The sequence below is a fragment of the Chryseobacterium lathyri genome, assembly GCF_030812195.1.
Classification (GTDB): Bacteria; Bacteroidota; Bacteroidia; order Flavobacteriales; family Weeksellaceae; genus Chryseobacterium; species Chryseobacterium lathyri_A.
In genome coordinates this window covers 622,359-648,660 of record NZ_JAUSSF010000002.1, presented here as the reverse complement: position 1 = coordinate 648,660, position 26,302 = coordinate 622,359, and the positions used below count along the sequence as shown (strand labels likewise).

At 38.1% G+C, this 26,302-nt stretch carries 32 protein-coding genes; 12 read left to right on the top strand and 20 right to left on the bottom strand.

The window, feature by feature from the left end; translation table 11 throughout:
• Positions 1 to 2: 2 nt before the first annotated feature.
• Both J2T03_RS13110 and J2T03_RS13105 read right to left on the bottom strand, forming a co-directional pair.
• Entirely contained in the window at positions 3 to 449 is a 447-nt protein-coding gene (locus tag J2T03_RS13110) for a DinB family protein (protein ID WP_307211647.1), read from the bottom strand.
• A 101-nt stretch (positions 450 to 550) separates the two neighbouring features.
• A complete protein-coding gene (locus J2T03_RS13105) occupies positions 551 to 2,347 on the bottom strand; it encodes a DUF885 domain-containing protein (protein ID WP_307211644.1) in 1,797 nt (598 codons plus the stop codon).
• 168 nt (positions 2,348 to 2,515) lie between these two features.
• Here J2T03_RS13105 and J2T03_RS13100 point away from each other — a divergent pair, with 168 nt between their 5' ends.
• The 4 genes from J2T03_RS13100 to J2T03_RS13085 all read left to right on the top strand — a co-directional run bounded on the left by J2T03_RS13100 (position 2,516) and on the right by J2T03_RS13085 (position 5,267).
• A complete protein-coding gene (locus J2T03_RS13100) occupies positions 2,516 to 2,977 on the top strand; it encodes a hypothetical protein (RefSeq protein WP_306840984.1) in 462 nt (153 codons plus the stop codon).
• Positions 2,978 to 3,147: 170 nt separating this feature from the next.
• Positions 3,148 to 3,852, top strand: coding sequence for a MotA/TolQ/ExbB proton channel family protein (locus tag J2T03_RS13095; RefSeq protein ID WP_306840982.1), 705 nt, complete (start codon positions 3,148 to 3,150; stop codon positions 3,850 to 3,852).
• Between the two features lie 95 nt (positions 3,853 to 3,947).
• A complete protein-coding gene (locus J2T03_RS13090) occupies positions 3,948 to 4,346 on the top strand; it encodes an ExbD/TolR family protein (RefSeq protein WP_306840980.1) in 399 nt (132 codons plus the stop codon).
• 33 nt (positions 4,347 to 4,379) lie between these two features.
• Positions 4,380 to 5,267, top strand: a complete 888-nt coding sequence (locus J2T03_RS13085; RefSeq protein ID WP_307212332.1) for a ferric siderophore ABC transporter substrate-binding protein — start codon at positions 4,380 to 4,382, stop codon at positions 5,265 to 5,267.
• Positions 5,268 to 5,281: 14 nt separating this feature from the next.
• Here J2T03_RS13085 and J2T03_RS13080 read toward each other — a convergent pair whose 3' ends face one another.
• The 9 genes from J2T03_RS13080 to J2T03_RS13040 all read right to left on the bottom strand — a co-directional run bounded on the left by J2T03_RS13080 (position 5,282) and on the right by J2T03_RS13040 (position 12,803).
• The gene (locus J2T03_RS13080; RefSeq protein ID WP_306840978.1) at positions 5,282 to 5,674 is read right to left on the bottom strand and encodes a hypothetical protein; all 393 of its coding nucleotides are present in this window, start codon (positions 5,672 to 5,674) and stop codon (positions 5,282 to 5,284) included.
• 55 nt (positions 5,675 to 5,729) lie between these two features.
• Positions 5,730 to 7,133, bottom strand: a complete 1,404-nt coding sequence (locus tag J2T03_RS13075) for a nucleoside recognition domain-containing protein (RefSeq protein ID WP_307211643.1) — start codon at positions 7,131 to 7,133, stop codon at positions 5,730 to 5,732.
• Between the two features lie 155 nt (positions 7,134 to 7,288).
• A complete protein-coding gene (locus tag J2T03_RS13070) occupies positions 7,289 to 7,801 on the bottom strand; it encodes a DUF6973 domain-containing protein (RefSeq protein ID WP_307211640.1) in 513 nt (170 codons plus the stop codon).
• A gap of 53 nt (positions 7,802 to 7,854) precedes the next feature.
• Complete coding sequence (gene accD / locus J2T03_RS13065) at positions 7,855 to 8,709, bottom strand: acetyl-CoA carboxylase, carboxyltransferase subunit beta (protein WP_034739627.1); 855 nt, start codon at positions 8,707 to 8,709, stop codon at positions 7,855 to 7,857.
• Between the two features lie 90 nt (positions 8,710 to 8,799).
• A complete protein-coding gene (gene fbaA / locus J2T03_RS13060; protein ID WP_306840967.1) occupies positions 8,800 to 9,870 on the bottom strand; it encodes a class II fructose-bisphosphate aldolase in 1,071 nt (356 codons plus the stop codon).
• Positions 9,871 to 9,941: 71 nt separating this feature from the next.
• Entirely contained in the window at positions 9,942 to 10,808 is an 867-nt protein-coding gene (locus J2T03_RS13055) for an NAD kinase (RefSeq protein WP_306840965.1), read from the bottom strand.
• Position 10,809: 1 nt separating this feature from the next.
• Complete coding sequence (locus J2T03_RS13050; RefSeq protein ID WP_306840963.1) at positions 10,810 to 11,460, bottom strand: CBS domain-containing protein; 651 nt, start codon at positions 11,458 to 11,460, stop codon at positions 10,810 to 10,812.
• 186 nt (positions 11,461 to 11,646) lie between these two features.
• Positions 11,647 to 12,177, bottom strand: a complete 531-nt coding sequence (locus J2T03_RS13045; protein WP_306840961.1) for an RNA methyltransferase — start codon at positions 12,175 to 12,177, stop codon at positions 11,647 to 11,649.
• Positions 12,178 to 12,182: 5 nt separating this feature from the next.
• Positions 12,183 to 12,803, bottom strand: a complete 621-nt coding sequence (locus tag J2T03_RS13040) for a toxin-antitoxin system YwqK family antitoxin (RefSeq protein WP_306840959.1) — start codon at positions 12,801 to 12,803, stop codon at positions 12,183 to 12,185.
• Positions 12,804 to 12,858: 55 nt separating this feature from the next.
• Here J2T03_RS13040 and J2T03_RS13035 point away from each other — a divergent pair, with 55 nt between their 5' ends.
• Entirely contained in the window at positions 12,859 to 13,458 is a 600-nt protein-coding gene (locus tag J2T03_RS13035; protein WP_306840957.1) for a hypothetical protein, read from the top strand.
• 9 nt (positions 13,459 to 13,467) lie between these two features.
• Here the strand turns inward: J2T03_RS13035 and J2T03_RS13030 are convergent, their stop codons facing one another.
• Positions 13,468 to 14,349, bottom strand: a complete 882-nt coding sequence (locus tag J2T03_RS13030) for a bestrophin family protein (RefSeq protein WP_307211636.1) — start codon at positions 14,347 to 14,349, stop codon at positions 13,468 to 13,470.
• 168 nt (positions 14,350 to 14,517) lie between these two features.
• Here J2T03_RS13030 and J2T03_RS13025 point away from each other — a divergent pair, with 168 nt between their 5' ends.
• The gene (locus tag J2T03_RS13025) at positions 14,518 to 15,396 is read left to right on the top strand and encodes a cupin-like domain-containing protein (RefSeq protein WP_307211634.1); all 879 of its coding nucleotides are present in this window, start codon (positions 14,518 to 14,520) and stop codon (positions 15,394 to 15,396) included.
• A 5-nt stretch (positions 15,397 to 15,401) separates the two neighbouring features.
• Here the strand turns inward: J2T03_RS13025 and J2T03_RS13020 are convergent, their stop codons facing one another.
• Positions 15,402 to 15,932 carry a GNAT family N-acetyltransferase gene (locus J2T03_RS13020; RefSeq protein WP_307211632.1) on the bottom strand — a complete coding sequence of 177 codons (531 nt, stop codon included), beginning with the start codon at positions 15,930 to 15,932 and terminating at the stop codon, positions 15,402 to 15,404.
• 144 nt (positions 15,933 to 16,076) lie between these two features.
• Here J2T03_RS13020 and mutS point away from each other — a divergent pair, with 144 nt between their 5' ends.
• Positions 16,077 to 18,665 (top strand): DNA mismatch repair protein MutS, encoded by a 2,589-nt coding sequence (mutS, locus tag J2T03_RS13015; RefSeq protein ID WP_306840949.1) that lies wholly within the window; start codon positions 16,077 to 16,079, stop codon positions 18,663 to 18,665.
• Positions 18,666 to 18,756: 91 nt separating this feature from the next.
• Here mutS and J2T03_RS13010 read toward each other — a convergent pair whose 3' ends face one another.
• Both J2T03_RS13010 and J2T03_RS13005 read right to left on the bottom strand, forming a co-directional pair.
• On the bottom strand, positions 18,757 to 18,915 hold the full coding sequence (locus J2T03_RS13010) for a bacteriocin (RefSeq protein ID WP_223557943.1): 159 nt from the start codon (positions 18,913 to 18,915) through the stop codon (positions 18,757 to 18,759).
• A 29-nt stretch (positions 18,916 to 18,944) separates the two neighbouring features.
• Positions 18,945 to 19,109: a bacteriocin gene (locus J2T03_RS13005; protein ID WP_111954095.1), complete on the bottom strand. Its 165-nt coding sequence runs from the start codon at positions 19,107 to 19,109 to the stop codon at positions 18,945 to 18,947.
• A 138-nt stretch (positions 19,110 to 19,247) separates the two neighbouring features.
• On the opposite strand from J2T03_RS13005, the gene J2T03_RS13000 reads away from it, so the two are divergent.
• From J2T03_RS13000 to J2T03_RS12990, 3 genes are all read left to right on the top strand, one after another.
• A complete protein-coding gene (locus tag J2T03_RS13000) occupies positions 19,248 to 19,736 on the top strand; it encodes a TlpA family protein disulfide reductase (RefSeq protein WP_307211629.1) in 489 nt (162 codons plus the stop codon).
• A gap of 10 nt (positions 19,737 to 19,746) precedes the next feature.
• Positions 19,747 to 20,406, top strand: a complete 660-nt coding sequence (locus tag J2T03_RS12995) for a thioredoxin family protein (protein WP_306840942.1) — start codon at positions 19,747 to 19,749, stop codon at positions 20,404 to 20,406.
• Positions 20,407 to 20,562: 156 nt separating this feature from the next.
• On the top strand, positions 20,563 to 20,964 hold the full coding sequence (locus J2T03_RS12990; protein ID WP_306840940.1) for a ribosomal maturation YjgA family protein: 402 nt from the start codon (positions 20,563 to 20,565) through the stop codon (positions 20,962 to 20,964).
• Here the strand turns inward: J2T03_RS12990 and J2T03_RS12985 are convergent.
• The 5 genes from J2T03_RS12985 to J2T03_RS12965 are packed head-to-tail and all read right to left on the bottom strand — an operon-like array spanning position 20,951 to position 24,573.
• Positions 20,951 to 21,364, bottom strand: a complete 414-nt coding sequence (locus J2T03_RS12985) for a hypothetical protein (RefSeq protein ID WP_306840938.1) — start codon at positions 21,362 to 21,364, stop codon at positions 20,951 to 20,953. The genes J2T03_RS12990 and J2T03_RS12985 overlap by 14 nt on opposite strands.
• A 10-nt stretch (positions 21,365 to 21,374) precedes the next feature.
• Positions 21,375 to 22,295, bottom strand: a complete 921-nt coding sequence (locus tag J2T03_RS12980) for a YARHG domain-containing protein (RefSeq protein WP_307211628.1) — start codon at positions 22,293 to 22,295, stop codon at positions 21,375 to 21,377.
• On the bottom strand, positions 22,292 to 22,930 hold the full coding sequence (locus J2T03_RS12975; RefSeq protein ID WP_307211626.1) for a DUF2306 domain-containing protein: 639 nt from the start codon (positions 22,928 to 22,930) through the stop codon (positions 22,292 to 22,294). Before J2T03_RS12975 ends, J2T03_RS12980 begins: the two co-directional genes overlap by 4 nt.
• Positions 22,931 to 22,951: 21 nt before the next feature.
• A complete protein-coding gene (locus J2T03_RS12970; RefSeq protein ID WP_307211624.1) occupies positions 22,952 to 23,368 on the bottom strand; it encodes an energy transducer TonB in 417 nt (138 codons plus the stop codon).
• Complete coding sequence (locus J2T03_RS12965; protein WP_307211621.1) at positions 23,368 to 24,573, bottom strand: NAD(P)/FAD-dependent oxidoreductase; 1,206 nt, start codon at positions 24,571 to 24,573, stop codon at positions 23,368 to 23,370. The genes J2T03_RS12970 and J2T03_RS12965 overlap by 1 nt, the downstream gene beginning before the upstream one ends.
• A gap of 113 nt (positions 24,574 to 24,686) precedes the next feature.
• Between J2T03_RS12965 and J2T03_RS12960 the strand changes: the two genes are divergently transcribed.
• Complete coding sequence (locus J2T03_RS12960) at positions 24,687 to 25,178, top strand: acyl-CoA thioesterase (RefSeq protein WP_306840928.1); 492 nt, start codon at positions 24,687 to 24,689, stop codon at positions 25,176 to 25,178.
• 62 nt (positions 25,179 to 25,240) lie between these two features.
• On the top strand, positions 25,241 to 26,302 hold the full coding sequence (thiL, locus tag J2T03_RS12955) for a thiamine-phosphate kinase (RefSeq protein ID WP_307211618.1): 1,062 nt from the start codon (positions 25,241 to 25,243) through the stop codon (positions 26,300 to 26,302).

The following is a 26,302-nucleotide window of genomic DNA, read 5'->3' as shown; positions in this document are numbered from 1 at the left end:
AATTAGAAGTCCAGCAGCCTTCTGTGATAATTAATCTGCCCCAGATGATAATCCAGATGAGTGATCAGATGAATTAAAAAATATCCTGTTGTCATTGTATCTTGGAAAACAACAACAGGATATTCCTTCTCAAGATCTTCAGCTGTTAATTCACTAAGCACATGATCTACCATAGCTATTGTTGCAGTTATTTTTTCAATAAGTTCGGCTCTTGGAATATCTTTTAATAAAAATTCCAGTTCCCTGTTTCTGATATAGCCTGTTTTACCAAGTTCTGCACCTATATAATTATTGAGATTTCCGACTAAATGCAGACAGAGGTTTCCTGCAGAATTTGCAATGTTTTTATCTGTTTTCCAGAGGGCTTTTTCATTCTCGTAAGATTCTATTTCTACTCTTAATTTATTTAAATCTCTGTTGTAGAGAGATTTCAGGCTTTCAATGATCATAGTGATTGCTATTATTAACTTGTTAAAATTTTTTCAAAAACAAAAAAAGATGGGACATTAAAATTAATCATCCCATCTTTAATATTATTCGTTTAAAGAAATTATTTCTGTTTTTTTGCCCAAAGTTCCATCTTTCTGTTCAGCACATCAAGCGGAAGGCATCCCTGGCTTAGGATTTCATCATGGAAGCTGGCCAGATTGAATTTGTTTCCAAGCTCTTTCTGATACTGTTCCCTAAGTTCCCGGATACGAAGGGAGCCAATTTTATAACCCAGTGCCTGGCCTGGCATTGCCATGTATCTTTCCACTTCTGCAGTTGCACTGGCTTCATCATAGGAAATATTACTTAAAAAGTATTTAATAGCTTCCTCTCTTTTCATGGTTCCTGTATGAATTCCCGTATCCACTACCAGTCTTACAGCCCTCAGCATCTGGTCACTCAGATAGCCCATTTTCTGGTAAGGATCTGTATACAGACCGAATTCAGGGCCTAATGTTTCACAATAGTGTGCCCAGCCTTCACCATAAGCACCGAACCATCCGAATCTCATAAACTTAGGAAGATTGGTGTTTTCCTGCTGAAGAGAAACCTGATAATGGTGTCCCGGAATAGCTTCGTGAAGGAAAAGAGATTCCATTCCTGAAGTTACATTGAATTTGGACGGATCCGGAAGCGGCATATAAAATATTCCCGGTCTTTTTCCGTCCGGAGTCCCCTGAATATATTCTGCACTGGCGCTTGCCTCCCTGAATTTTTCCGTTTGTCTGATCTCAAATTTTGTTTTAGGGGTTACACTGAACATAGTCTTCAGTTTAGGCGTAATCTTCGCTAAAATACCGTTAAATCCATCCAAAACCTCTTTGGAAGTCTTATAAGGCATTGCTTTAGGATCTGTCTTTACAAAGTTGATAAACTCTTCCAGTGTTCCTGTAAAGCCTACCTGCTGCTTTACTTTTTCCATTTCTGAGCGGAGCATTGCCACCTGCTGTAATCCTGTTTTATTGATCTCTTCAGGAGTTTTCTTTGTTGTTGTCCAGCTTTTAGCATAATATCTGTAAATCTCATTCCCGTTAGGAAGGCTGTTGTAGCCATCTGTATCCCGTGCTTTCGGGAGATATTCTTTTTCCAGGAATGTTCCAATTTTGGTATAGGCCGGAATGATCTTTTTTGTAATAGCATCAGCGTAAAGAGCTGAATACTTATCTTTTTGAGCTTTTGTAAAGCTTTTCGGGAATTTTCTAACAGGCCCGTAGAAAATATTTTTTTCCATATCCGTTGTGGTGATCTCCTCAGCTTTCATCTGAGGAATCATCTTGACAACCAGTTTTTTAGGAAGAACAATCTTATTGCTGATTCCTTCACGGAAATTTTCTGCAGCAGCATTCATCCAATCCGGGAATTTTTCCATTCTTTTCAGCCAGTCATCATAATCTTTTTCTGTTTTAAAAGGCTGGCTTCCTTCTCCGCTTCCGTACAATGGAAAGTTTAAAGGAAGACCTCCAAACTGTGTAAATGGAATGTATTCCGGATGATAGGCATATGCTTCAATTTTATCTTTTAAAGTATAATCCAGAACATCATAAACAACCTTTTCCTCATCTGAAAGACCTTTATAATCAACATTTTCCAACTGTTTCTGGACAGAATTGTAAAAAGCGATCTCTCCGGAAATAAAATCCCTGTCAATATTGATAGGAAGCTGGTCATTATATCTCGTATCTCCCTGAGATGTAGCCTCTAAAGGATACAACTTAAGATATTGCTCATAATAGTTGGATGCAATAGAATCCATATTGGTAGGCGTTACCTTCGTTAAAGGAGAATCAGATTTTTTGCAGGCTGCCAGGCTAATCACCAATCCCAATCCCAAAATACCTTTTGATAAAATGTTTTTCATTTTCAGAATCTTTATGAAGCAAAAGTAAGTATTATTGGCATATACAGAATAATCAATCATAATGATTTAAAAAAATAATTTTCAAAATATTTTCAACTTTAAATCAATTTTTTATCTTTGTCTAAAACGTTTAACAATCATATTATTACAGCTCTTTTTTAAGAAATAATGAAAGGGATTTTAAAAATTTACCATCCGGAGGAGACCCTAAAATACAATATTAGAAACACTTATTGTAAGGCGGTCTACAGCAACCAGCAACATTTATTAGAGGTTGAAATTATAACGGATGACAGTTTGGATCATGTAGATGATGATTCATTACAGTACAACTTTCCGCAGCTTTCACTTGAAATTTTTGATTTTCCGATCGAATCGAAGGAGATTGAAGGGAAAACGATCAAAATTAATGATTCTGATGAAGAAACCTATACAGAAGTGGATTTATTTGATGATGAGGATGCCTTTATCTATGATAATGAGCTCCAGTTTGAAAAAAATGAAGAAGGTGAGCTTCAGGTGATATGGAAGGGAACTATTGACGATTTCTATACCGGATCTGATACACCAATCCCATTCCGTCTAAAATGCGAATTTAAGCAGGACGGTATTGATATAGACGAAGACTAGCCGTTTTCTCATCATTTTTACAGCAGATTTCTTTTCAAAACTTCTTTTGGAAAGAAATTTGCTGTCTCTTAATAATAACAAATTTTAAGTTGTTTTTAAACAATTTTTAAGAGAGCAATTCATAATATTCCACTACATTTGTCGTTAAAATTTTATAAAAATTCACATTAATGCTGTTAACGGAACTTACTCAGATTTTATTTGCACAGATTACTGCTCCTGCAGTTGCAACAGACGATTTAGAATTTTCATTTTGGAAGATCATGTTCCACGGAGGAGCTTTCGCTAAAATAGTGATGTTTGTCGTTCTGGCTTTGGGTGTATTTTCACTGTATCTGTTCTTTGAACGTTTTTTCTTTATCAAAAGGCTGACTTCAAAAACAGATGCCAATTTCATGGAGAATATTGAAGATTTTATCAAAGAAGGAAAGATTGAATCGGCAGCGGATTACTGTAAAAGACAGAATTCTCCGGAAGGAAGGATTTTGGAAAAAGGAATTTCAAGATTGGGACGCCCTGTTTCTGACATCGTAAGTGCCATGGAATCGCAGGCCCAGGTAGAGGTAGCGAATATGGAGAAGAACCTGAACCTTTTGGCTGTGGTGCCAAGTATTGCACCGATGCTGGGGCTTTTAGGAACGGTTATCGGGATGATTATTGCTTTCTTCAACCTTTCTCATGCCACAGGATCTTTTTCACCTAAAACATTGTCTGAAGGTATTTATACGGCATTGGGACAAACGGCTGTAGGTTTGGCTGTAGCTATTCCGGCTAACTTTTTTTACAATATACTTTTAACAAGAATAGATAAGTTTGTATTGAAAGCTCAGAATATGTCGGGAGAATTTTTAGACCTTATCAATAAACCTTTATAAATCTTTCTTATGAAATTGCTTACAAACTATTGATCTTTCAGATAAAAATATATTAAGCGATTCCATCTGACCATTAAAAAAGTAAAAAGAAACAGATGAAAATTCAGAGAAGAAATAAAGCGAACCCGGAATTCAGTTTAGCAGCGATGACAGATGTTATCTTGCTGATGTTGATATTCTTTATGATCACTTCATCAGCTGCCAATCAAAGCGCAATTGATGTAAAGTTGCCAAAAGCGGGAGCGATTGAAGATAATATTCCCAATCCTTTAACGGTAAGTATTAAACCGGATGGAACTTATTTTGTTGATGATAATCCCGTTACGAGAGAACAGTTGGAGTCAGTAATTGTAAGTAAATTAACGGGTCAGACGAATAAATCATTTACCATCCGTGCAGATGAAAATACCATGCATAAAGATGTTGTCTTTGTCATGGAAATCGCTGAAAAGAATAAATTTAATATTGCTATTGCAACGGTTAAAGATAAATAATGTCTCCGGAACTGCCGGAAAGAATCATTTATGATGAGAAGTTACACTGTAAACAAAAATGAGCAAAATAAAGACAGGATAAAAAGTGCTATACTTTCTATCCTTATCTGGTCTGCAATTTTACTTTTTGTTTTTCTTTATAAACTGAAGCCGGAATTGGATAAACAACCGGATGAGGTGATGACAACAATGCTTGTTAATTTCGGGGACAACAGAAATGGAAACGGAATTGAAGAGCCTGCCGATCAGCCGGGAAGTTTGGCTGCAGCTACTGAAGAAGTAACTCCTGAACCAGCAGAAACAACTGTGCCGGAAACGAAAACCGTTTTAAAGCCTGAACCTGCGCCCGAGCTTAAGAAAACAGAGGTAAAGGAAAAAGTGATTACAGGCAGCAATTCGAAGGTCAGCGTACCGAAGAAAGAGGAATCAAAAAAAACAGATAAAAAGGTATCGACAAGCTCAAGCGCTTCAAAGAATACTAAAAAGGCGGGAGCAACAACAGCTAATTCCAAAACAGGAAATGGTGATGGAAAAGGAACTGCGGCCATCGGAAACCTTATCAGGGGAAGAGGGACAAAAGCCGGAAGCCAGGGTACGGGTGAGGGAATAGGAAATGCGGGAGATCCATTAGGAGGTGACGGTAACGGAGACAGTAAAGTAGGAATTGACCGAAAGCTGATAGGATATATTCCCGGAACAATGGGAAGAGGAGGTGCACAACCAAGCAATAGCTGTACGGCAAGCGGAACCATTACCATTGCCTACACAGTAGATAAAGCCGGAAATGTAGTCTCTGCAAGAAGATCAGGAGGAACATCGGATCCCTGTATTTCTTCTACCGGAATTTCTTGGGTTAAGAAGTATGTAAAAGCCGAGAAAGCAAGTACATCTTCTACCGGAACTTATAAAATTACATTCTAAAATATAAAAGCACCTTATTCAAGTGCTTTTTTTATTTCATTGATTCTATTGATCACGGGAAGAGCAAAAATTCCGCTGGTCTGTAGATAAAGTTCATAAAACGTTTTTGACTTGTCTAAAAAGTCTTTGTTGTCCTCTTGCTTACCTTTAAAGTAAAAAAGATTTCCCAGCATTTCATAGTAGTCTTTATGGTCTCTTTCCTGTCTTTCATTGACAATCGCAATGATCTCTTCTTTCGTTTTTGAAGAAATTTCTGTGAAATCTATTTTAAAAATATCTTTCATCAAAGAATCAAAATCCAGTTCTTTCTGCATTAAGCTTTCTTCAGGTTTGTCCAGGATCAGTTTTTCCAATGCTTGAGTTAACTGGCGGATTAATCTTAATGTGAATTCTTTATCTGTGATCATAATAAATTTAAAGTTTATAGTTTAATGTTAACTGAGGCCCTCAACTATCCTGTTTTTAGGCAAAAAACAGATACGCCAATGCAATTGCAGTAATAACCCCGACCAAATCTGCCAGAAGCATGGCAATTACTGTATATCTCGTATTCTTTACAGCTACTGCTCCAAAATATACTGCGATTACGTAAAATGTAGTATCTGAGCTTCCCTGAAGAACTGCTGCCAATTTCCCCTGGAAACTGTCTGCCCCAAATGTGGCCATGGTATCCACCATCATTCCTCTGGCTCCCGATCCGGAAAGAGGTTTGATCAGTGCAGTCGGAAGTCCGTCCACAAATCTTGGATCGAAGCCTGCAGTGTTGGCCACCCATTTCATTCCGTCAATAATCACATCGAAAACGCCCGAAGTCCTTAAAAGAGAAATTGCGATTAACATTCCCACCAAATAAGGAATGATCTTGACGCAGGTCGTGAAGCCTTCTTTCGCACCATCAATAAATGCATCGAAAACATTAATTTTTTTATAAACAGCACCGAGAACAATCGCCAGGAAAATGAAGAGAATCAGTCCGTTACTTAATACTTTACTGAACGTATCCAGCTCGTCCTTACTGAGTTGAACCAAATAGACAACCAGAAGCGCAATAAGAGCTGAAATTCCGCCTACATAGGCAAGAACAATAGGCTTTAATAAATTGATTTTCTGATATAAAGAAACAATAATCATCGCTGCCAATGTCGCTGCAAAAGTAGCAATCATGCAGGGAAGGAAAATATCTGTCGGGGTTTTAGAGCCCATCGAAGCCCGGATGGCGATGATTGAAACAGGAATCAGCGTCATTCCCCCTGCGTGAAGGCACAGAAACATGATCTGCGAATTGCTGGCAGTATCTTTATTAGGATTTAAAGTCTGAAGACTTTCCATAGCTTTTAACCCAAATGGGGTCGCGGCATTGTCCAAACCCAGGAGATTAGCGCTGAAATTCATCAGCATATGCCCGAAAGCCGGATGGTTTTTAGGAATTTCAGGAAATAATTTTGAGAAAAAAGGCTGTATAAAGCGGCTTAAAAGATTAATCCCGCCTGCTTTTTCCGCAATGCTCATGAATCCCATAAATAAAGTCATAATCCCGATCAGGCCAATACATATTTTTACTGCGGTTTCGGATGTTCCGATCACGCCGTCTGCTTCCTGGATTCTGTAGACGTTTACATTCTGTTTTAGAGAGTCTGTTTTATAATGGATTCTGCTGTCTGCAAAATCGTTTTTTTTCATCAGGCTGTCCCTGACAAGCGGAGTAAGTGTATTCATCGGCTGTGAAGTGATCTGAACCGTGTCACCTCCTTTTCCCACCACCATATCATTAAAGATGGTTTTGTAGTGGCCAGACGAAACGTATTTTATACTGGCAATGGCAATGGCAATGATAATGAAAGCCGACCAAATTCTGCTGAGGACCATTCGATTAAATTAAAATTTTAGAAAAGATAATAAATTAAATGTAAAACTGCTTAAAATTTTATTTTTTTGAACCATTAAAGAGCAATAAAAAACTAAGAATATAAGTGATTTTATTAACCTGAACTTAGATATTTAATAGTTTTAAAGAACGGAAATTATTCTTCATCCAAATAAACCAGATGACCTTCAAAGTTGTCATCCAGACTTTTAAGAACCTTGGCCTCATCCATTTTTTTTGCCAGGCTGTCGATAAAAAAGCCCTTCTCAAAAAACTGGCGGTGGATTCCCGGAAGCAGTTCCATGAAATAATCCATGCCGATTTTGTTATTGTGAAGATCCATTTTGGTTTCCAAAGGTTCGTTTGGAAACAGCTCCTCATGCATATCGGTTATTCTTTTGCAAAAATCCAGTGCCTTTTCGGGAGAGGAGACTTTACAGCAGTACATCATAATGAAACAGCACCACAGCGCATGTCTGAAAGCATTTCCAATGCCATTATTGGAGGCTGTTTTAGGGAATTTTTTCTGGGCGATGGTAAAAGCCTGAATGGTTGCATGAAAGCTTAATAATGCAAAAAGAGGATGGGGAAGCAGTAATGATAAAAGACGCATGATCTTTTTCAGACTCATGCTCCGGATGGCATTAAAAAATATCTTGAAAGTCCTCATAAATAAAAATCTCTCCCTAATTAGAGAGAGACTGTATAGTGTTTGTTACAGATCTAAGCGTTTACAGCTAATAAATTGACTGTTTTAGCTACTGTATCTTTAATTTCAGTTCTTTTTACGATAAAATCTACAAAGCCTTTTTCCTGTAGGAATTCAGAGGTCTGGAAACCTTCAGGAAGATCTCTTCCGATTGTTTCACGGATTACTCTCGGGCCTGCAAAACCAATAAGCGCTCCCGGTTCAGCCATGATAATATCTGCTGTCATGGCGAAAGAAGCCGTGATTCCTCCAAAAGTAGGGTCACAAAGGTAAGCGATGTATAAAAGTCCTGCTTCAGAAAGTTGAGCCAGTTTAGCCTGCACTTTAGCAAGCTGCATCAGAGAGTAAGTTGCTTCCTGCATTCTTGCCCCTCCGGACTGACAAATGATCATGTACGGAAGTTTGTTGGCGATACAATAATCTACTGCTCTTCTGATCTTTTCCCCCATTACAGAGCCCAAAGATCCGCCGATAAAAGCAAAATCCATACAGGAAACTACCATTTCAGTTCCTTTTACGGTTCCTACAGCATTTCTGATGGAATCTGTAAGTTTTGTTTTGGCTCTTACCTCTTTTAAACGGTCTTTATAAGGTTTGGTATCCTTGAAATTTAAGATGTCAATACTTTCAACATTGGCATCCAGTTCAGTGAACTTACCTTCGTCAAAAAGGATCTCAAAAAATTCAGCACTTCCTATTCTTACGTGAAATCCGTCTTCAGGAGAAACGTAGCTGTTTCTTCTCAATTCATCATGCTCCACTATTTTTCCTGATGGAGTCTGATGCCAAAGGCCTTTGGGAACATCCTTTTTTTCATCAGTAGAGGTGGTAATGTTTTTTGCTTTTCTTTTAAACCAGTCGAATGCCATTTTGATTGTATTAGGGTATAAATGTAAAATGTATTAATGTAAATTGCATTCATGATGAATACTATTTACATTAATACAAATGTACAGTTCTTATTTTAAAGTATTTACGTTATTTAAGTCTTCAAACGCTTTAACCAGTCTTGTAGAGAAAGTATCTTCACCTTTTCTTACCCAAACTCTTGGGTCATAGAATTTCTTGTTAGGCTTTTCCTCTCCTTCAGGGTTTCCGATTTGAGCTCTTAAATAATCAATATTGTTAACCATATAATCTCTAACCCCTTCTGTGTAAGCGAACTGAAGGTCAGTATCGATATTCATTTTGATAACTCCGTAGTCGATAGCCTCTCTGATCTCCTCTAAAGTAGATCCCGAACCTCCGTGGAATACAAAGTTAACCGGCTTGTCAGCTGTTCCGAATTTCTCCTGAACATATTTCTGAGAGTTGTCAAGGATTTTCGGGGTAAGAACCACGTTCCCTGGCTTGTAAACTCCGTGTACATTACCGAAAGCCGCAGCAATGGTAAAGTTTTCAGAAATAGCCTTTAATTTTTCGTATGTATACGCTACATCTTCCGGCTGAGTATATAGTTTTGAATTGTCAACATCTGAGTTGTCTACGCCGTCTTCTTCACCACCAGTAACCCCGATTTCTACTTCAAGAGTCATTTTAAGCTTAGCCATTCTTTCGAAATACTGAGAAGAAATTTCAATGTTTTCTTCCAAAGGCTCTTCAGAAAGATCAAGCATGTGGGAAGAATAAAGAGATTTTCCGGTTTGTCTGAAGAATTCTTCGTTAGCATCCATCAATCCATCGATCCAAGGCAATAATTTCTTAGCGCAGTGGTCTGTGTGTAAAATGACAGTTGCTCCATAAGCTTCTGCCAGTGTGTGGATATGTTTTGCTCCGGCAATAGCTCCTAAAATAGCTGATTTCTGTCCATCATTATTTAACCCTTTTCCTGCGTTGAACGCAGCTCCGCCATTTGAAAACTGGATAATTACAGGAGAGTTTAATTTCGCTGCAGTTTCCATAACAGCATTTACATTGCTTGAACCAATTACGTTTACTGCAGGCAGTGCAAATTTGTTTTCTTTGGCATACTGAAAAATATCAGTAACTAATTGACCTGTGGCAACTCCTGCCGGAAAAATTCTGCTCATGTTTTACTTTTTATTTTAAATTATTAGGCGTTTTTAAAATTCCTGTAAAGGTAATCATTTTTGAGGAATTACTAATTTCTTTTGTCCCTGCCCCAAAGCAGCTTCTGACGGATTGTTTCGTAGAAACTTAAATGGTTTGGCTGTACCAGAAGTATTTGAAAATCTGCCTTTTTGATGATAATTTCTTTGTCGGTTTCTATATGGACCAGTCTAGAGTCCAGGGAGAGGGAGTACTGTGGCACCCTGCTTTCCACTTTAAATTTTATTTCTACTCTGTCATTTACAACCAAAGGTCTCACATTCAGATTGTGGGGAGCAATAGGGGTAATGACAAAATTTTCATTGTTCGGAGAGATGATTGGCCCGCCACAGCTTAAAGAATAGGCTGTAGACCCTGTAGGCGTAGAAACGATAACTCCATCCCCCCAGAATACGTTCAAAAATTCGTTATTGATATATGAATCTACCGTAATCATAGAGGTTGTTTCCTTCCTTGATATGGTAACGTCATTTAATGCATAAGGGAAAAAATCGTCAGATTTTGGAGAAACCACTTCGATAACGGCACGGCGGCTTGTTTTGACATCACCCTTTAAGATGGCATCAAGTTCTTTGAACGCTTCCTCTTTTGTAAAGCTGGCCAAAAAACCTAATCTTCCGGTATTTACCCCAACAATCGGGATTTCAAGATCTTCAATAAATGTTAATGAATTTACGATTGTTCCGTCACCTCCAAAAGTAAAGAAAAGGTCTACTTCCTTATCCAGTAGGTCCTGTTTGTTATTGAAGGTTTCAAATATCTTCGAGAACTGAAGCGCTTCAGCCATTTCATCATACAGAACAGATTTTACGCCTCTGGTTTCAAGTTCTGAAATAAACTTGCTTAAATATAAAAAAGTATCGAGGTCTTTTTTCTGAGAATATATGGCTGCGTTCATGTTATATTTCTATGAATTTTTGGAAAAACCCGAATCTGTCCTTAAACAGATCCGATTTTTCATCAGAATAGTATTTTTCAACAATTCTATAATCGTACCGGTCAAAAGTGGCATCTATTGAAGAAAGGTTTTCATTGCTGATCTTAATGGTTACCTGAATCACTTCATCAGACATTAAAGTGATGAATCCGCCATAGAACTTTGAGTTGTTGCTTTCCACAATATTGGCGATCTCCGTCATCGAATATTTCCTGGCCGGGGTTTCAATTGTAAGGATGGCTCCGGTCTCTGAAAACAACGGGTAGCGGGAAAGATTCTGGAAGATATCCTCACAGGTGATATATCCAAGATATTTTTCATTTTTATTGATCACCGGAATTATATTGGCACTGAACGTATAGAAGAGACGGATGCTGTCCATAATGTTATTATCTTCCAGGATGGCAAAACGCTCAATCTGATGCTCAAGGTCCTTTAATATTCCATCACCGTCATAAAGAAAATCCTCTGCAATGGCTCCATAAAAGTGATGGGACTTTTTTATGAAAACATGGGAATAGCCAAAATCCTCTAACGTATTCCTTGCTGATTCTATTGAGTCAGTCAGGCTAAAACACGGAAAGTCTTTTGAGATATAATCCTTGATAAACATTGTGCTAATTTATAAAAAATTAAATGAAACTTTTTCTCAAAACATCACTTTTTTTCTGGAAAAATTAAAAAAACGATGTTAAAATTTGTTTGTAAAGAAAAAAAAGGTATCTTTGTCGCCTTTCATTTTTACTTTTTATTAGATTTATTTCAAACTGCACTGTCTTTTAAGGACATATGCAGTTTTTTATTTTAGGGCTTTCGCAAACTCCCACATCACAATTCCGCCGCATACACTTACATTCAGAGAGTGCTTGGTTCCAAGCTGTGGAATTTCAAGAAATGTATCAATATTCGGGAGGGCTTCATCACTTATTCCTTCCACTTCATTTCCTAAAATCAGCGCATATTTTTTTGACTTGTCAATACTGAAATCTGTGATCATGATGCTGTCTGTTGTTTGTTCTATCCCTATGATTTCATATCCACGGCTTTTATAATTATTAATTGCCGCGTTAATATTGCTTTCGTGGCCCCAGTCTACACTTTCCGTAGCTCCAAGTGCTGCTTTGTGAATTTCGCGGTGTGGTGGCTGCGGAGTAATGCCACAAAGGATTATTTTTTCGATCAGAAAAGCATCTGCTGTTCTGAACGAAGCCCCTACATTGTGCATGCTCCTTAAATTATCTAAAATAATGACCAATGGAATTTTCTCAACCTTCTTAAATGTTTCTACGTCTATTCTGTTAAGTTCTTCCAGTTTTAATTTCTGTACCAATTGTTTTATTTTGTTGAGATTAATTTTCCGTCTTTGTAGATCTCTGTTTTTTCAACGCTTCCGTCTTCACGGTAATGAACTCTCGTTCCATTCCATTTATCGTTGGCGAATTCTGTTTCACGCTGCAGTTTTCCTGATGGATGAAATGATTTCCATTTTCCGACTGCAAGTCCGTTCTCATACTGACCGATCTGTTTTACGGATTTCCCGTTTTCGTAGAAAACTTTGCTTTCACCGTGTAATTTAGCAAATTTATAATTGGAAATTTCAGCCACAACTCCTGAAGGGGTATAAAAAGTAGCGGTAAAGCTGTTGTCATAAACATTTTTGTCGCCATTTCTAAAAACTTCTTTTGAAGTAAGAACGCCGTTTTTGTCATAATAAGACCATTCTTTCACCTTAAAGTCCTTCTTATATTCCCCTTTAGCTTGGACTTTCCCGTTGTCATGATAATACACGGCATCGCCTTCCACCTTTCCTTTTTTCCATTCGAGAACCTGCTTTACCTGTCCGTTATCATAGAAAGCTTTGCATGATCCTTCCTGGAGTCCATCCTTAAATCCGCATGGTTTTTGTGCTATTGCCCATGAGGATGCAGTCATTAATAGCAGAAAAAAGTATTTCATAGATATTTTTATTTCAAAAATAGTAAAATACTTATATTTGACTTAAAATATTAACATGAAAAAAATATCCACTTTACTGCTGTTGGTATTCGCTTTTTTATTTTCACAGGCACAAAATACCTATTATCCGCAGGCTTTTTTTGATAAAAAGATAGCCAGGGAGATGCTTAGCTTTGGAAATTCTACGATAGAAGGAGTAGCCTCCACAAAACAGAAAAACAATTGGGGGATCAAACCCCTGCTTGGGGCAAAGCATTATGCTCCTAAAGGAACTGTAGTGATGCTTTTTCCTGTAACTCCTTATTTTGATGAGTTTTATAGTATGAGAAGAAAGTATGAGAATAAGAAAACAACGGTCTATATGTCCGAAGATGCCTTTAAATACAGACTGGAAGCTTTAACGGACGATCGCGGAAGGTTTAGGTTTGAAAAATTAAAACCCGGAAAATATTACCTGGAAACAATTGTTAATTTTACAGCAACGGCAAGCTATCAGGAGCAGACCGGAAGATCAGATGCCTATAATGCCTATGGTGGTTATCTGTATTCTACCCCCATATACCAGACCTTTTTTTACGGTTATTCTGCGGCGAACCGCGAAAGCAAATTTGTAGAAATAAAAGCAGACGGAGAAATCAAAGAAATCAACCTTTAAGGTTGATTTTTACTTTTTCAGTCCTATGGTCTGATGGACGCTCCTCTCAATATTTTGTGCCAATGCTTCCATAGGAATATCATTTTCATCATTATTGAAAGGGTCTTCAATTTCTTCAGCAATTAGCTCCAGGCTCATCAGAACATAATAGACAAATACGGTAAGCGGGATCATCAGAAGCCCAATGGTAATCACATAGGCAATCGGCAGTGCCAGGACATATAAGATGATGAACTTCTTGACAAAAGAAGAATAAGAATAAGGAATAGGGGTGTTTTTAATTCTTTCACAGCCTCCGCAAACATCCAGAAACCCGGAAAGCTGAGTATCAAGATACAGCATTTCGATATCTGATATCTTTCCTTCTTTTTTCAGCTGATTGAGTTTATAAGTTAAAAGAATGATAATTTCACTGGGACCATGATGCTTCAGGTATTTTTCAATTTCGGAGTAATCCTCATCCAGAGCCAGTCTTGTAGATTCCTGGGAAAGATGCTTAGCCAGAAAATGAGGAAAGTATTTTAAATATCTTGAGATCTGTTCTGCGTCTTGCCGGTTGTCACCCAAAATAGCATTGATCTTTACAGCAAAATTCCGGGTGTCATTCACTAATTTTCCCCAAAGTTTTCTGCCTTCCCACCATCTGTCATAAGCCGTATTTGTTCTGAAAACCAATAGCAGCGACAATACAAAGCCCAACAGGGAATGGATCATTCCAACATTGCTTACCCCTGATTTTGTGGTAAGATGAAGATATTCTACCTCCAGATACTGAATTCCCCAGGAATAAAGCCCCACGAGGATCATCGTAGGAAAGAGGATCTTCATGGTATCGCTTTTATGCATACTGAAAAGGATTTTCAGGAAATGCTTGGTGTTGTAGGCTCTCATAAATACGATTAGTCTTACAAAGATAATTTTTTCATTTTATCTCTGCTTTATGAGTAGCCTTAAAATAATATAAACCCAAACAATGCTCCTGATGTCCCAATACTATTTTTTAATTTTCCCAGATTTCAAAAAAACACTATTTTTATTTCGCATTAAATAAAAAACAAGATGATCCTCGAAAACGTAGATGTAGTTAGCGATATCAGTAAAGAAGATTTTCAGAAGAATTATTTCAAAAAACATAAGCCGCTTTTGATCAAAAATTTTGCGAGCAGGTGGGAGGCTTTTGACAAATGGAATCTTGCCTATATTCGTGAGAAAGCAGGTGATCAGATCGTGCCGTTGTATGATAATAAACCGGCTGATGCTTCCAAAAGTTCAGATGCCCCTGTCACCAATATGAAGATGAAGGATTATATTGACCGGATCAAAAGTGGACCTTCGGACCTTCGTATCTTTTTCTATATCATCACGGACAGGCTTCCGGAATTACTGAAAAACTTTACGTATCCCGATCTTGGAATTAAGTTTTTTAAACGGCTTCCGACTCTTTTCTTTGGGGGAAGTGAGGCCCACGTGCTGATGCATTATGATGTAGATCTTGGAGATTTTCTTCACATTCATTTTGAGGGGAAGAAAAGAATCCTGTTATTTGACCAAAAACAGTCTGCTTTCTTATATAAAGTACCGCTTTCCGTGCACACCGTTTATGATATAGATTACGAAAATCCTGATTATGAGAAATTTCCTGCCTTACAGTATGCCAAAGGATATGAAATTTTCATGGAACATGGTGATGCGCTTTTTATTCCCGGTGCATTCTGGCATTTCAACAGGTACCTGAAACCGGGATTTTCTATGTCCCTCAGGGCTCTTCCCAATAAGCCGAATGTTTTCGCCAATATGATGTACCATGTTTTTATCATGAGATATACGGATAAGCTTCTTCGCAAGCTGTTTAAGGCTAAGTGGGTGAATTACAAGCAGAATTGGGCTTGTAAAAAGGGAACTGAGGTATTTGAAAAATACAGTCGTTCAGGAAGATAGTTGTATTATTCATTGATAAGTCCGAAAATTCTAGCGTCCACAAACCTTCCTTTTTCAAAAAAATAATCGCGGAGGGTTCCTTCATCTTTAAAATTTAAAGAAAGCAAAAGCTTCTCTGAAGAAATATTGGAAGGATCTATAAATGCATCTACCCTGTGAAGCATCATACTTTCAAAGCCAAAAGTGAGAATAGGAAGAATGGCTTCTTTCATATAGGAATTTCTCCAGAATTTCGGATTGAGCTCATAGCCAATCTCGGCTCTGGAATGCTCGCGATGCCAGTTGTGGTAACCGCAGGTTCCTATAACCTTCCTTTCGGATTTTAATTCCAGTGCCCATCGGAAGCCTTTTCCTTTTTCAAATTCATGATTAAAATGTCTGATGATCTTTTGAGCATCTTCCAGTGTTTTAAAGGTTTCCAGATCATAATATTCCATGACTTCATCCAGGGAAAAATATTCGAAAAGGTCTTCTGCATCATCAGGAGCCAGCTGTCTTAAAAGAAGTCTTTCGGTTTCTAAAACAGGGTAGATCATAGAATTTTATTTGACTGAAAAATACAATAAATATTTTACTCTGAAACACATAAATGCCATTTTTGATCCCCATAGCGAGATTAATTTCATCACAATTTCCAACCCTGAATTTATTTTATTTAAATTTGGGGCTCATTTTTTATTATGGCAAAAGCGAAGAAGGAAACCCCGTTAATGACACAGTATAATACCATTAAGGCTAAATACCCTGATGCACTGCTGTTGTTCAGGGTAGGAGACTTTTATGAAACGTTCGGGCAGGATGCTGTGAGAACATCCCAGATTCTGGGTATTGTTCTTACTAAAAGAGCCAATGGAGAAGGGCATATAGAACTGGCAGGATTTCCACACCATTCAGTAGATTCCTATCTTCCCAAGCTGGTAAGAGCCGGAATGAGAGTTGCCATCTGCGATCAGCTGGAAGATCCGAAAACGGTCAAAGGGATTGTAAAAAGAGGTGTCACAGAGCTTGTAACACCAGGGGTTACCTTTAACGATCAGGTATTAAATTCAAAAAAGAACAACTTTCTTCTTTCTCTGCATAAAGAAAAAGAGAAGTACGGAATTGCGATGGTGGATGTTTCTACCGGTGAGTTTTTGGCGAGTGAAGGAAACCTGGAAAAGATTCTGCATATCATTAACACTTTTGATCCCAGCGAAATTGTTTTTCAGAGAAGTGTTCAGCTGCCGGAACAGCTTAAAAACAAAAGTGCCTTTAAGCTTGAGGACTGGGCTTTCCAGTATAATTTTGCCTACGAAAAACTGACTTCCCATTTCAAAACAAATTCTTTAAAAGGTTTTGGGGTTGAAAATCTTCCGCTTGCCATTACAGCTGCCGGAGCTATTTTCGCCTATCTTGTGGAAGATACCCATCATAATCTGCTGGCACATATCACAAAGCTTCAGATCATTCCACAGGAAGACTACCTGATGATGGATAACTTTACCCTGAGAAATCTTGAAATTGTTTATCCAAGTAATCCACAGGGGAAATCATTGCTGGATATTATCGATAAAACCTCTACCCCAATGGGCGGAAGGTTATTGAGAAGAAGGATTATCCTCCCTTTGAAATCCGTGGACGAGATCATGAGAAGGCTTTCACTGATTGATTTCCTGAATGAACATGATCATCTGAAATATGAGATCTGCCAATTGCTGAAATCCATCTCGGATCTGGACCGCCTGATGGGAAAACTGGCTGCGGAAAAGATATCCCCGAAAGAACTGGGCTATCTGCGTCAGAGCCTGATTAATATTCATCAGATCAAAGCATTGCTTCATCCGCATGCAGAGGTTCTGGCCTGGCTGGATCCGTTGTTTGATATGGGTGAACTGATCAGGTTTTTACAGAACCATCTCAATGAAGAACTCCCGGTGAATATTTCCAAAGGAAATATAATCAAAGAAAACATTTCAGAAGAACTTGACAGGTTGAGGAATCTCCAGAGCAAAGGCCGCGGTTTCCTGGATGAAATGTGTCAGAGAGAAATAGAAAGAACGGGAATTTCGAGTCTTAAAATTGATTTTAATAATGTTTTCGGATATTATATAGAAGTAAGGAATGCCCATAAAGATAAAGTTCCGGCTGATTGGTTAAGAAAGCAAACGCTTGTCAATGCAGAACGTTACATTACCGAAGAGCTGAAAGAATATGAAAGCCAAATTCTGGGTGCAGAAGAAAAAATAGGTGTTCTGGAAAATGAGCTATATAGGAATGTATGCTCTGAAACAATGGTCTATATGGATCAGATCCAGGGTAATTCCAATATTATTGCACAGCTTGATGTAGCGGCGGGGCTTTCTGAATTAGCTGTTTCTGAAAGCTATACAAAGCCTGTTCTTAATCAGGGTTATGCTATTGATCTTAAAGAAGCAAGGCACCCGATCATTGAAAATGCACTTCCTTTAGGGGAAAAATATATTCCGAACGATATCTTTTTAGACAAAGATTCTCAACAGATCATTATGGTGACAGGGCCCAACATGGCCGGTAAGTCTGCCATTCTGCGTCAGACGGCTATTGTGTGTCTTTTGGCTCAAATCGGAAGCTTTGTTCCTGCAAAACATGCTGAAATCGGGATTTTGGATAAAATTTTTACAAGGGTAGGAGCGACCGACAATATTTCGGCGGGTGAATCCACTTTTATGGTAGAAATGAATGAAGCCGCCAATATACTGAACAATATTTCAGAACGCAGCCTTATCCTGCTGGACGAAATAGGCCGTGGCACATCTACCTATGACGGGGTTTCTATTGCATGGGCTATTGCAGAATATCTTCACCAGCATCCTACGCAGGCAAAAACTCTCTTTGCAACCCATTACCACGAATTGAATGAAATGACGGTGAATTTTGAAAGGGTAAAGAACTTCCATGTTTCTATACAGGAAAATAAAGGAAATATCATTTTCTTAAGAAAACTGATTCCGGGCGGCAGTGAACACAGCTTTGGTATCCATGTGGCTAAATTGGCGGGAATGCCAGCAAAAGTGGTCAACAGAGCCAATGAGATTCTTAAAACCCTTGAAGCAAGCCGTACACAGAGTACCAGCACCTCAGAAAGTATTAAACGAGTAACTGAAGAAAATATGCAGCTTTCTTTTTTCCAGCTGGATGACCCGGTTTTAGAGAATATCCGTGAAGAACTCACGAAAATAGACATCAATACATTAACACCGATTGAAGCATTAATGAAGCTGAATTCAATAAAAAAAATGATTGGGGGTTAGCTTAAGCAGCTTTTTTGATCAATCTGCATCAATGCTGAATATAAAGAAATGACCGGATAAATTCCGGTCATTCATATTTTTATTATAGCGGTTAACAGCAATATCCGTCACTTCCTCTCGGTCCAATGATCATGAAATGGCTGGGCACCCCTCTGAGTTTACACAGGCCTTCAGCGCATGAAGCTCCTCCGTTGATCTCTTTCAACTCTTTTTTTGTAAGTTTTCTGCTTTGAAAGTTTGATTTTTTCATACCAACTATTTTGTAGTTAATTTAAGTTCTTAACAGCAGTATCCATCCTGAATACCATAAACGCCATACAGTTCTACTCCGGTAACCGGATCAATGCAGCTTACGACTCTTGGACATACAGGTCTGAAGCCTCCACTGATTTCTTTCAATTCTTTTTTTGAAAGCTTTCTTGGTTGAAGATTTGATTTTTTCATAATAATTTTAATTTGGTCATAGCTAATTTACATTTTATTTTATATAATTCTATAGATGGTGATAAAAACTTAAAAATTATTAACAAAGTTTAACAGATTGATACTTAAAGAAAAGGAAAGCATTTACTAATTTTAAGCATGAAGAAACTATTAAGCATATTCATCCTTTTTGTATCTTTTGCTGTTTTGGGTGCACAGCAGACAGAAGTTTCCATTATGAAATACGAGGATCTTGAAAAGCGTATGCAAAAGGATAATGATAAGTTGCTGGTTGTCAATTTCTGGGCGACTACCTGCGCCCCTTGTGTAAAGGAACTACCGCATTTTATGGAGATCAATAATAAATTGAAAGATCAGCCAAACTTTAAAATGATTTTGGTTTCACTGGACAGGCTTGTGGATAAAGAAAGAGTCTTGAAATTCATAAAAAATAAAAATCTTACAGCTGAAGTGATTCTGCTGGATGATATTAAAAGAATGAATACATGGATTCCAAGGTTTGAAAAAGACTGGGACGGAAATATTCCGGTGACGATCTTCTATAAAAATGGAGAAAAAGTGCATTTCAATGATGGCGAAATGAGCAAAGAAGACCTGGAAAAGACCATCGACAATAATTTAAAATAAAAAATATCATATGAAAAATCTGAAAATTTTAATGGCTGTATTTATTACCGGGCTCGGGCTTTTGAGTTTTACAACAACAGGTGATAAAGCAAACGCTTCTCAAAATACATCTGCAAATGCTTTTGTAAAAGGATATGAAGTTGGAGATGAGGCCGCTGATTTTAAGCTGAAGAATATTGACGGTAAAATGGTTTCTTTAAGCGATTTTCAAAGTGCAAAAGGATTTATAGTAATCTTTACCTGCAACCATTGTCCGTACGCAAAAAAATACGAAGAAAGGATCGTGGAGCTGGATAAAAAATTCAAAGATCAGGGCTATCCGGTTATTGCCATTAATCCGAATGACCCTAATGTACAGCCGGAAGACGGTTACAAACAGATGATCGAAAGAGCAAAACAGAAAGGATTTACTTTTCCGTATTTGGTAGACGAAGGACAAAAGATATACCCACTTTACGGAGCTACAAAAACACCCCATGTTTTTATTCTTCAGAAAGAAAACGGAAAAAATATCGTGAAATATATCGGAGCCATCGACAACAATTACGAAAATCCAAATGATGTATCTGAATATTACGTTCAGGATGCTGTAAATGCCTTGATCAAAGGGGAGCCGGTGAAAATGACGAAAACTGTAGCTATAGGATGCACAATCAAAGTAAAGAAATAATATATTTGCCTTAGAATTATATAGATCGGTGCTCATTGAACGCCGATTTTTTATGACCGAGATTTGAATGAGATTTTATTCATTCAATAGGGATGGGCTTTAGCCCGCGCAGACAGAAACCAGCCATTAAAGGCTTTAGCCAAAACTTAACACAACATGGAATTTAAATTCAGTCTTAAATATCTTCTTCTTACTATTGCTATCTTTCTTATAGAAGTCCTTATTGCTACAAAACTGGCACATATTTTCTTTATCAGAGCCTACCTCGGTGACGTTATAGTCGTTATGCTCCTATACACATTTGTTAAAACCTTTGTGAAGATGAATGATGAAAAGCTTATCCTTTGGATCTTAGGGTTTTCCTGTATCGTAGAATTTGCGCAATACTTTACTGTCGCAGAAAAATTAGGCTTCCGTCCTGGAAGCCTGATGTATATTGTCATCGGAAATTCTTTCTCCTGGATAGATATTCTGTGCTATGCTGCAGGATGTTTATTGCTCTTCCTTGGGCTGAAGATTACCCAATCAAAAAAAAAGAAGCAGACTATTGCAGGCTGAATACCAAAGGCTGCCTCATGATGCTCCGGACTTTTTTGCCATTCTGTTCCGCGGGAATCCATTGTGTTTTGATCATTTTCAGGGCTCTTAAAAATTCATCTCTTACCATTTTATATTCATAGGATTCTATTTGAATATCTACCATATTTCCTTCTGCATCTACAATAAAAGTAGCAACGGCTTTAGCTTTCATAATCTCTGCTTTTACCAATGGAGAGGTCCGGAAATTCTTTAAAATTTCCTTTACAAATGCCTGGTGCCCGCCAGGAAACGCCGCAATCTGAGATGGCCCGGGTTCTGCATCTACCGATGGCTTTAGATCTGGAATTACAGTTGAATCTCTCTGGGCAGCAATAGAAACAGTCCAGAATAACAGAATAAAAAGCAAATATTTTTTCATAGAGTAAATCTTATCTTCCAAAGCTGTCATATTTATCTTCCGCATATTTTATAAAGCGGTTAAGCAAAGCTACATTCTCCTTTTCCATTGGAGAAAGTTCTTTATCAACATTATTTGAAACAGGAATATACCAGTCCGTCTGCTCAAAGAAATACCTGTAGGTTTCCTTTTTGAAAGAATAGCCATGCCTTGCAAAAACAGAATTTTTGATGATCTCAAGATCTATTTTCCGTAAATTTTTAAGGTCTTTTTCAGATAGCTTTTGCTTCGATGCATTCAAATTAAAAATAGCTTCAGAAGCTACCCTGTTTTTAGAAGTCGTATAGCTTTCCGTCTTTCCGGTTTCTTCATCCGTATATTTTTCTACAAAATCCTTTGGATTGGACCAGTCGACGAGATCAGAGTCCTTATCCAGCATAAAGTTCGGATTATATACAAAATCTTTTTTTGAAAGCTTAATGGTTTTTAAAGGGGACTTTACTGCAGTTTTATTGAAGGCATTCCATTTTCCGGTGATGCTGTCGCCGCTTAATTTCACTTCAAACCTGCCGTCTGTTTTATCATTTCCAGGCTCATCCAGAACAAAGGATTTTGTACTTTCATTAAAAATACCCCTGAACGGTCGTTGATTCCCATTTACAATACTTTGTCCATAGACACTGTCTTTGGTAATCCTGTTGATTTTTAGAGAAATTCTTTTATTGATGCTGCTTTCATATTCAGAACCGTCGGTTTCATCCACTATTTTTTCCATTCCAGCAAAATCCCCGGTATAAATTCCGTAATATTCTTTATAAATCTCAGGAATTACTGCAGAATCTTTTTTAGCGATCACAGAATCTTTTCCCGTTTCGTTCATCTTTCCATCCTTCTTACAGCTCAGAAGAGAAACTGCGAGTATGGAAGCAAGGGTGTAATTTAGAGTTTTCATATATGTTTTTTTGTAATTAAATATTCAATCAAAAGGATATTGGGAATCCAGCCCAGCCATGCGATGATTTGGTAGACATCCATAGGGCTTGGGTGGAATAAATATACGATAATAACTTTCCAGATTCGCAAGGTAAGGGCAGATAAAGTAAGCGCAAAGCTTCGCCACATCCACTGCTTGTGTTCTTTAAACCGTTTTTGTCTTGCTGATTGGTAGGCTTTATAAGTAGTAAACCACCAAAGGGTTCCTAAAATAATGAACGAGATTTTAGATAAAAAGCCTCCGTTAGCAAAAAATCCCATATAGATTCCCGACGGCGCGGCCAGGATCAGAATTAGAAAAATATAGATCTTACCCATATTTTTATGAAAGTTCTTTATGCTGAAATCCTTTCGCAGGATGGCCAGAAATCCAGAAAGCAACACAAAAATACTTGTGTAGACGTGCGTATAGAAAAAAGGAAGATATTCCGGTCTGTCCTGAACTTCTGTCTGTTTGATCATCAGAAAGCTCACATTGGGATTAAAAGGAACATATTCCAGCGTAATTTTAAGCATTAACCAAAAGAAATATCCAAACCCAAGCATCAAAAGGGTTTTTAATAAAAGAGGAATATTTTTTTTAATGGCAAGCATTTTATTAAAATTTGCTGATCTTTAAATACTTATACTCATAGGAATTTCATACCAGGTTTTAATAGGTTGGCCGTTACGCATGGCCGGCTTCCATTTTGTTTTAATCCTCTTAATCACACGGGTCATTTCTTTATTCATGGAAGGGTCATCGCCTATTGTTGAAATGGAATTCATACTGCCATCAGCATGAATCAGGAATTTTGTAACAGATTTCAGTTTTCCTGAGCCATTAAGCCTGGAATGGTCAAATTCAGATGAGATATGTCCTCTTAATGCTGTCATTCCACCAGGAAACTCAGCAGGAATGTCTGTTTCAAGAAGTGGAGAGACAACAGAATCAAGTGCACTCGGCTGCTCTGGTGTCTTTTCTTTTGTTGAGGCCTGTGAAAAGGCCAGCTGAGCTCCTAAAAGCAAAAATAGTATTGATATTTTTTTCATCACGATAAATTATTTAAATTTTGTGCAATAAGCCATCCTTCACTCCAGCATGCCTGAAAATTAAACCCTCCCGTCACCGCATCAATGTTCAGGACTTCTCCTGCAATGTAAAAATTCGGGAGAAGCTTGGAGGACATGTTTTTGAAGTTAATTTCCTTTAAATCAACACCTCCGGCGGTTACAAACTCGTCTTTAAAAGTAGATTTTCCACTTACTTTCAGCTTTTTGCTGCACAGGTTTTCAAGAACCTTCTGCATTTCTTTCCCTGAAATATTAGAGATCTGCTTATTAAGATCAACCTGTGAAACGGTTAATATTTTCTGCCAGAACCGGTTGGTAATATCAAAGATCTTCGCCTGCCCGATCGTTTTCTTAGGATTTGACTGTTTAAAACTCTGGAAAATTTCTTCAGCATCATCCATAGATTTTGAAATAAAATTCACTTCAATTTCAAATTGATACTTTATTTTCGCGAGGCTTATCGCTTCCCATGCAGAAATTTTCAAAACTGCGGGTCCCGAAAGCCCCCAGTGTGTGATCAGTAGAGGCCCGCTCTCTTCAGTTTTTAAGGCAGGAATTGAGATTTCAGCATTTTCAAAGCTTGTTCCCGGAATGTCCTGTAGCAGCTCATCTTTAATATTGAAAGTAAAAAGCGACGGAACAAGATCCACGATCTTATGACCCAGATTTTCAACGATCTTCAGAGATTTTGGTGAACTTCCCGTTGTATAGACAATATAATCTGCTAGAAAATCGCCTAAACTTGTTTTGACAAGGTATTTTTCATCCTGCTTTTCTATTTCTTTAACGGAACATTTTGTTTTGACCTCTACCTTTTTATTCTGAATTTCATTCAGGAAAGTATTGATAATGGTCTGCGAAGAATTGCTTTCCGGAAAAACGCGGTTATCGTTTTCAATTTTCAAAGGTACGCTGTGCTGGTCAAACCAATCCATGGTATCTCCTGGCTGAAATTTAGTAAAAACGCTCAGCAGTTCCTTATTTCCCCTTGGATAAAACTGAACCAGTTCCCTTGGATCAAAACAGGCGTGGGTCACATTGCAACGTCCACCTCCGGAGATTTTTACCTTCTGAAGCACCTCCGAGTTCTGTTCAAGGATGGTGATTTTATATTTTTTTTCGTCAAGGTTCGATGCGCAGAAAAAGCCTGCCGCACCGCCTCCGATAATGATGATCTGTTTCATGTAATGGTAATCCTATGCTGAAGATTATTTTTTCAAAAGTACAATTTTTATAAACCATCTTATTTGAGTAATTTTGAAGAATATAATTTAATCATACTAAAAACAACTTTTACATGATTTTTTACCATAAATTCGAAGTACGCTGGAGTGATCTTGATGCCAACAAGCACTTAGCCAATTCATCATATGTACAGTATTGTGCCCAGTCGAGAATGGCCTTTATGACCAAAGAGAAAATGGGCGTTACCCAGTTAAGCAGATGGGGAATAGGACCTGTAATCCTGCATGAAAGATATTCCTTTTTTAAGGAAATCTATGCCGACCAGACGGTTATCGTAAGTCTTGAAATCGACGGATGCTCGGAAGACTCTTCCATCTACAGATTTCTCCATAAATTCTATACGCCGGACGGAGTGCACTGTGCCACTGCAGAGGCTACAGGGGTGTGGATCGACATGATGCTGAGAAAAATGACAACCCCACCGGATGATGTGGTAGAGGCAATGAATAAGTACAAAAGCCCCGAAACCATAGTGATGAGCAGGGAAGACTTCAAAAAGCTGCCTTTCCAGCCTGATAATGTAGATCCGGCAGAATTCAATTAATTCAAAGTTCACGGTTGAATGTCATCATTACATTTTACACTGGACATTAATACAAAAAAATTATGTTTGAAGATAAATCACAGGAACTGACGCCGATCTCCAAATTAGGAGAATTTGGTCTTATAAAACATTTGACTGAACATTTTCCACTATCCAACGAGTCTTCGGAACTTGGAGTCGGAGATGATGGGGCGGTTATCAATCCTGGAAACAAAAGAGTTGTTCTTACAACGGACGTCCTTGCAGAAGGAGTTCACTTTAATTTAGGCTATGTCCCTTTAAAGCATTTAGGCTATAAGGCTGTTGTAGTAAACCTCAGCGATATTGCAGCAATGAATGCTGTGCCGACACAGATCTTGGTTTCTATGGCTGTATCAAGCCGTTTTCCGGTAGAAGCTTTGGAAGAGATTTATTCAGGGATTCAGGCTGCATGTACAAGATATAAGGTCGATCTGATAGGCGGGGATACCACAAGTTCTAATTCCGGACTTGTAATGAGTATTACTGCCGTAGGTATTGAGAATGAGGAGAATATCATAAAAAGAAGTGGGGCAAAACCGAATGACCTCCTGGTGGTAAGCGGAGACCTGGGCGGGGCTTATATGGGACTTCAGATCCTTGAAAGAGAACATGCTGTTTTCCTCGCTAACCCAGATATGCAGCCTGAAATGGAAGGCTATGATTATATCCTTGAAAGACAGCTTAAGCCTGAGGCTAGAACAGACGTTAAAGCCATCCTGGAGGAATTGGATATCAAACCGACTTCAATGATCGATATTTCTGACGGTCTGGCTTCTGAGATTCTGCACCTTTCTGACCAGTCGAAAACCGGATTCAGACTTTATGAAGAGAAAATCCCGATGGACAGTCTCACGATTTCCACGGCGGACGAAATGAACCTTAACCCTGTTATGACTGCATTAAGCGGTGGTGAAGATTATGAATTATTGTTCACCATTTCTCCAAATGATTTTGATAAGATTAAGAATCATCCTGATTTTACGATCATTGGTCATGCGGTAGACAATGAAGAAGGGAACTATATGGTAGCAAGAGGCTCCAATCAGCTAGTTCCGCTTACGGCACAAGGCTGGGATGCTTTTTTAAACAGCCAGCAAAAATAG

Excerpts from the sequence above, each read along its gene's own strand:
- J2T03_RS13110 (WP_307211647.1), bottom strand. The coding sequence starts at position 449 with ATGATCATTGAAAGCCTGAAATCTCTCTACAACAGAGATTTAAATAAA.
- J2T03_RS13105 (WP_307211644.1), bottom strand. The coding sequence starts at position 2,347 with ATGAAAAACATTTTATCAAAAGGTATTTTGGGATTGGGATTGGTGATT.
- J2T03_RS13100 (WP_306840984.1), top strand. The coding sequence starts at position 2,516 with ATGAAAGGGATTTTAAAAATTTACCATCCGGAGGAGACCCTAAAATAC.
- J2T03_RS13095 (WP_306840982.1), top strand. The coding sequence starts at position 3,148 with ATGCTGTTAACGGAACTTACTCAGATTTTATTTGCACAGATTACTGCT.
- J2T03_RS13090 (WP_306840980.1), top strand. The coding sequence starts at position 3,948 with ATGAAAATTCAGAGAAGAAATAAAGCGAACCCGGAATTCAGTTTAGCA.
- J2T03_RS13085 (WP_307212332.1), top strand. The coding sequence starts at position 4,380 with ATGAGAAGTTACACTGTAAACAAAAATGAGCAAAATAAAGACAGGATA.
- J2T03_RS13080 (WP_306840978.1), bottom strand. The coding sequence starts at position 5,674 with ATGATCACAGATAAAGAATTCACATTAAGATTAATCCGCCAGTTAACT.
- J2T03_RS13075 (WP_307211643.1), bottom strand. The coding sequence starts at position 7,133 with ATGGTCCTCAGCAGAATTTGGTCGGCTTTCATTATCATTGCCATTGCC.
- J2T03_RS13070 (WP_307211640.1), bottom strand. The coding sequence starts at position 7,801 with ATGAGGACTTTCAAGATATTTTTTAATGCCATCCGGAGCATGAGTCTG.
- accD (WP_034739627.1), bottom strand. The coding sequence starts at position 8,709 with ATGGCATTCGACTGGTTTAAAAGAAAAGCAAAAAACATTACCACCTCT.
- fbaA (WP_306840967.1), bottom strand. The coding sequence starts at position 9,870 with ATGAGCAGAATTTTTCCGGCAGGAGTTGCCACAGGTCAATTAGTTACT.
- J2T03_RS13055 (WP_306840965.1), bottom strand. The coding sequence starts at position 10,808 with ATGAACGCAGCCATATATTCTCAGAAAAAAGACCTCGATACTTTTTTA.
- J2T03_RS13050 (WP_306840963.1), bottom strand. The coding sequence starts at position 11,460 with ATGTTTATCAAGGATTATATCTCAAAAGACTTTCCGTGTTTTAGCCTG.
- J2T03_RS13040 (WP_306840959.1), bottom strand. The coding sequence starts at position 12,803 with ATGAAATACTTTTTTCTGCTATTAATGACTGCATCCTCATGGGCAATA.
- J2T03_RS13035 (WP_306840957.1), top strand. The coding sequence starts at position 12,859 with ATGAAAAAAATATCCACTTTACTGCTGTTGGTATTCGCTTTTTTATTT.
- J2T03_RS13030 (WP_307211636.1), bottom strand. The coding sequence starts at position 14,349 with ATGAGAGCCTACAACACCAAGCATTTCCTGAAAATCCTTTTCAGTATG.
- J2T03_RS13025 (WP_307211634.1), top strand. The coding sequence starts at position 14,518 with ATGATCCTCGAAAACGTAGATGTAGTTAGCGATATCAGTAAAGAAGAT.
- J2T03_RS13020 (WP_307211632.1), bottom strand. The coding sequence starts at position 15,932 with ATGATCTACCCTGTTTTAGAAACCGAAAGACTTCTTTTAAGACAGCTG.
- mutS (WP_306840949.1), top strand. The coding sequence starts at position 16,077 with ATGGCAAAAGCGAAGAAGGAAACCCCGTTAATGACACAGTATAATACC.
- J2T03_RS13010 (WP_223557943.1), bottom strand. The coding sequence starts at position 18,915 with ATGAAAAAATCAAACTTTCAAAGCAGAAAACTTACAAAAAAAGAGTTG.
- J2T03_RS13005 (WP_111954095.1), bottom strand. The coding sequence starts at position 19,109 with ATGAAAAAATCAAATCTTCAACCAAGAAAGCTTTCAAAAAAAGAATTG.
- J2T03_RS13000 (WP_307211629.1), top strand. The coding sequence starts at position 19,248 with ATGAAGAAACTATTAAGCATATTCATCCTTTTTGTATCTTTTGCTGTT.
- J2T03_RS12995 (WP_306840942.1), top strand. The coding sequence starts at position 19,747 with ATGAAAAATCTGAAAATTTTAATGGCTGTATTTATTACCGGGCTCGGG.
- J2T03_RS12990 (WP_306840940.1), top strand. The coding sequence starts at position 20,563 with ATGGAATTTAAATTCAGTCTTAAATATCTTCTTCTTACTATTGCTATC.
- J2T03_RS12985 (WP_306840938.1), bottom strand. The coding sequence starts at position 21,364 with ATGAAAAAATATTTGCTTTTTATTCTGTTATTCTGGACTGTTTCTATT.
- J2T03_RS12980 (WP_307211628.1), bottom strand. The coding sequence starts at position 22,295 with ATGAAAACTCTAAATTACACCCTTGCTTCCATACTCGCAGTTTCTCTT.
- J2T03_RS12975 (WP_307211626.1), bottom strand. The coding sequence starts at position 22,930 with ATGCTTGCCATTAAAAAAAATATTCCTCTTTTATTAAAAACCCTTTTG.
- J2T03_RS12970 (WP_307211624.1), bottom strand. The coding sequence starts at position 23,368 with ATGAAAAAAATATCAATACTATTTTTGCTTTTAGGAGCTCAGCTGGCC.
- J2T03_RS12965 (WP_307211621.1), bottom strand. The coding sequence starts at position 24,573 with ATGAAACAGATCATCATTATCGGAGGCGGTGCGGCAGGCTTTTTCTGC.
- J2T03_RS12960 (WP_306840928.1), top strand. The coding sequence starts at position 24,687 with ATGATTTTTTACCATAAATTCGAAGTACGCTGGAGTGATCTTGATGCC.
- thiL (WP_307211618.1), top strand. The coding sequence starts at position 25,241 with ATGTTTGAAGATAAATCACAGGAACTGACGCCGATCTCCAAATTAGGA.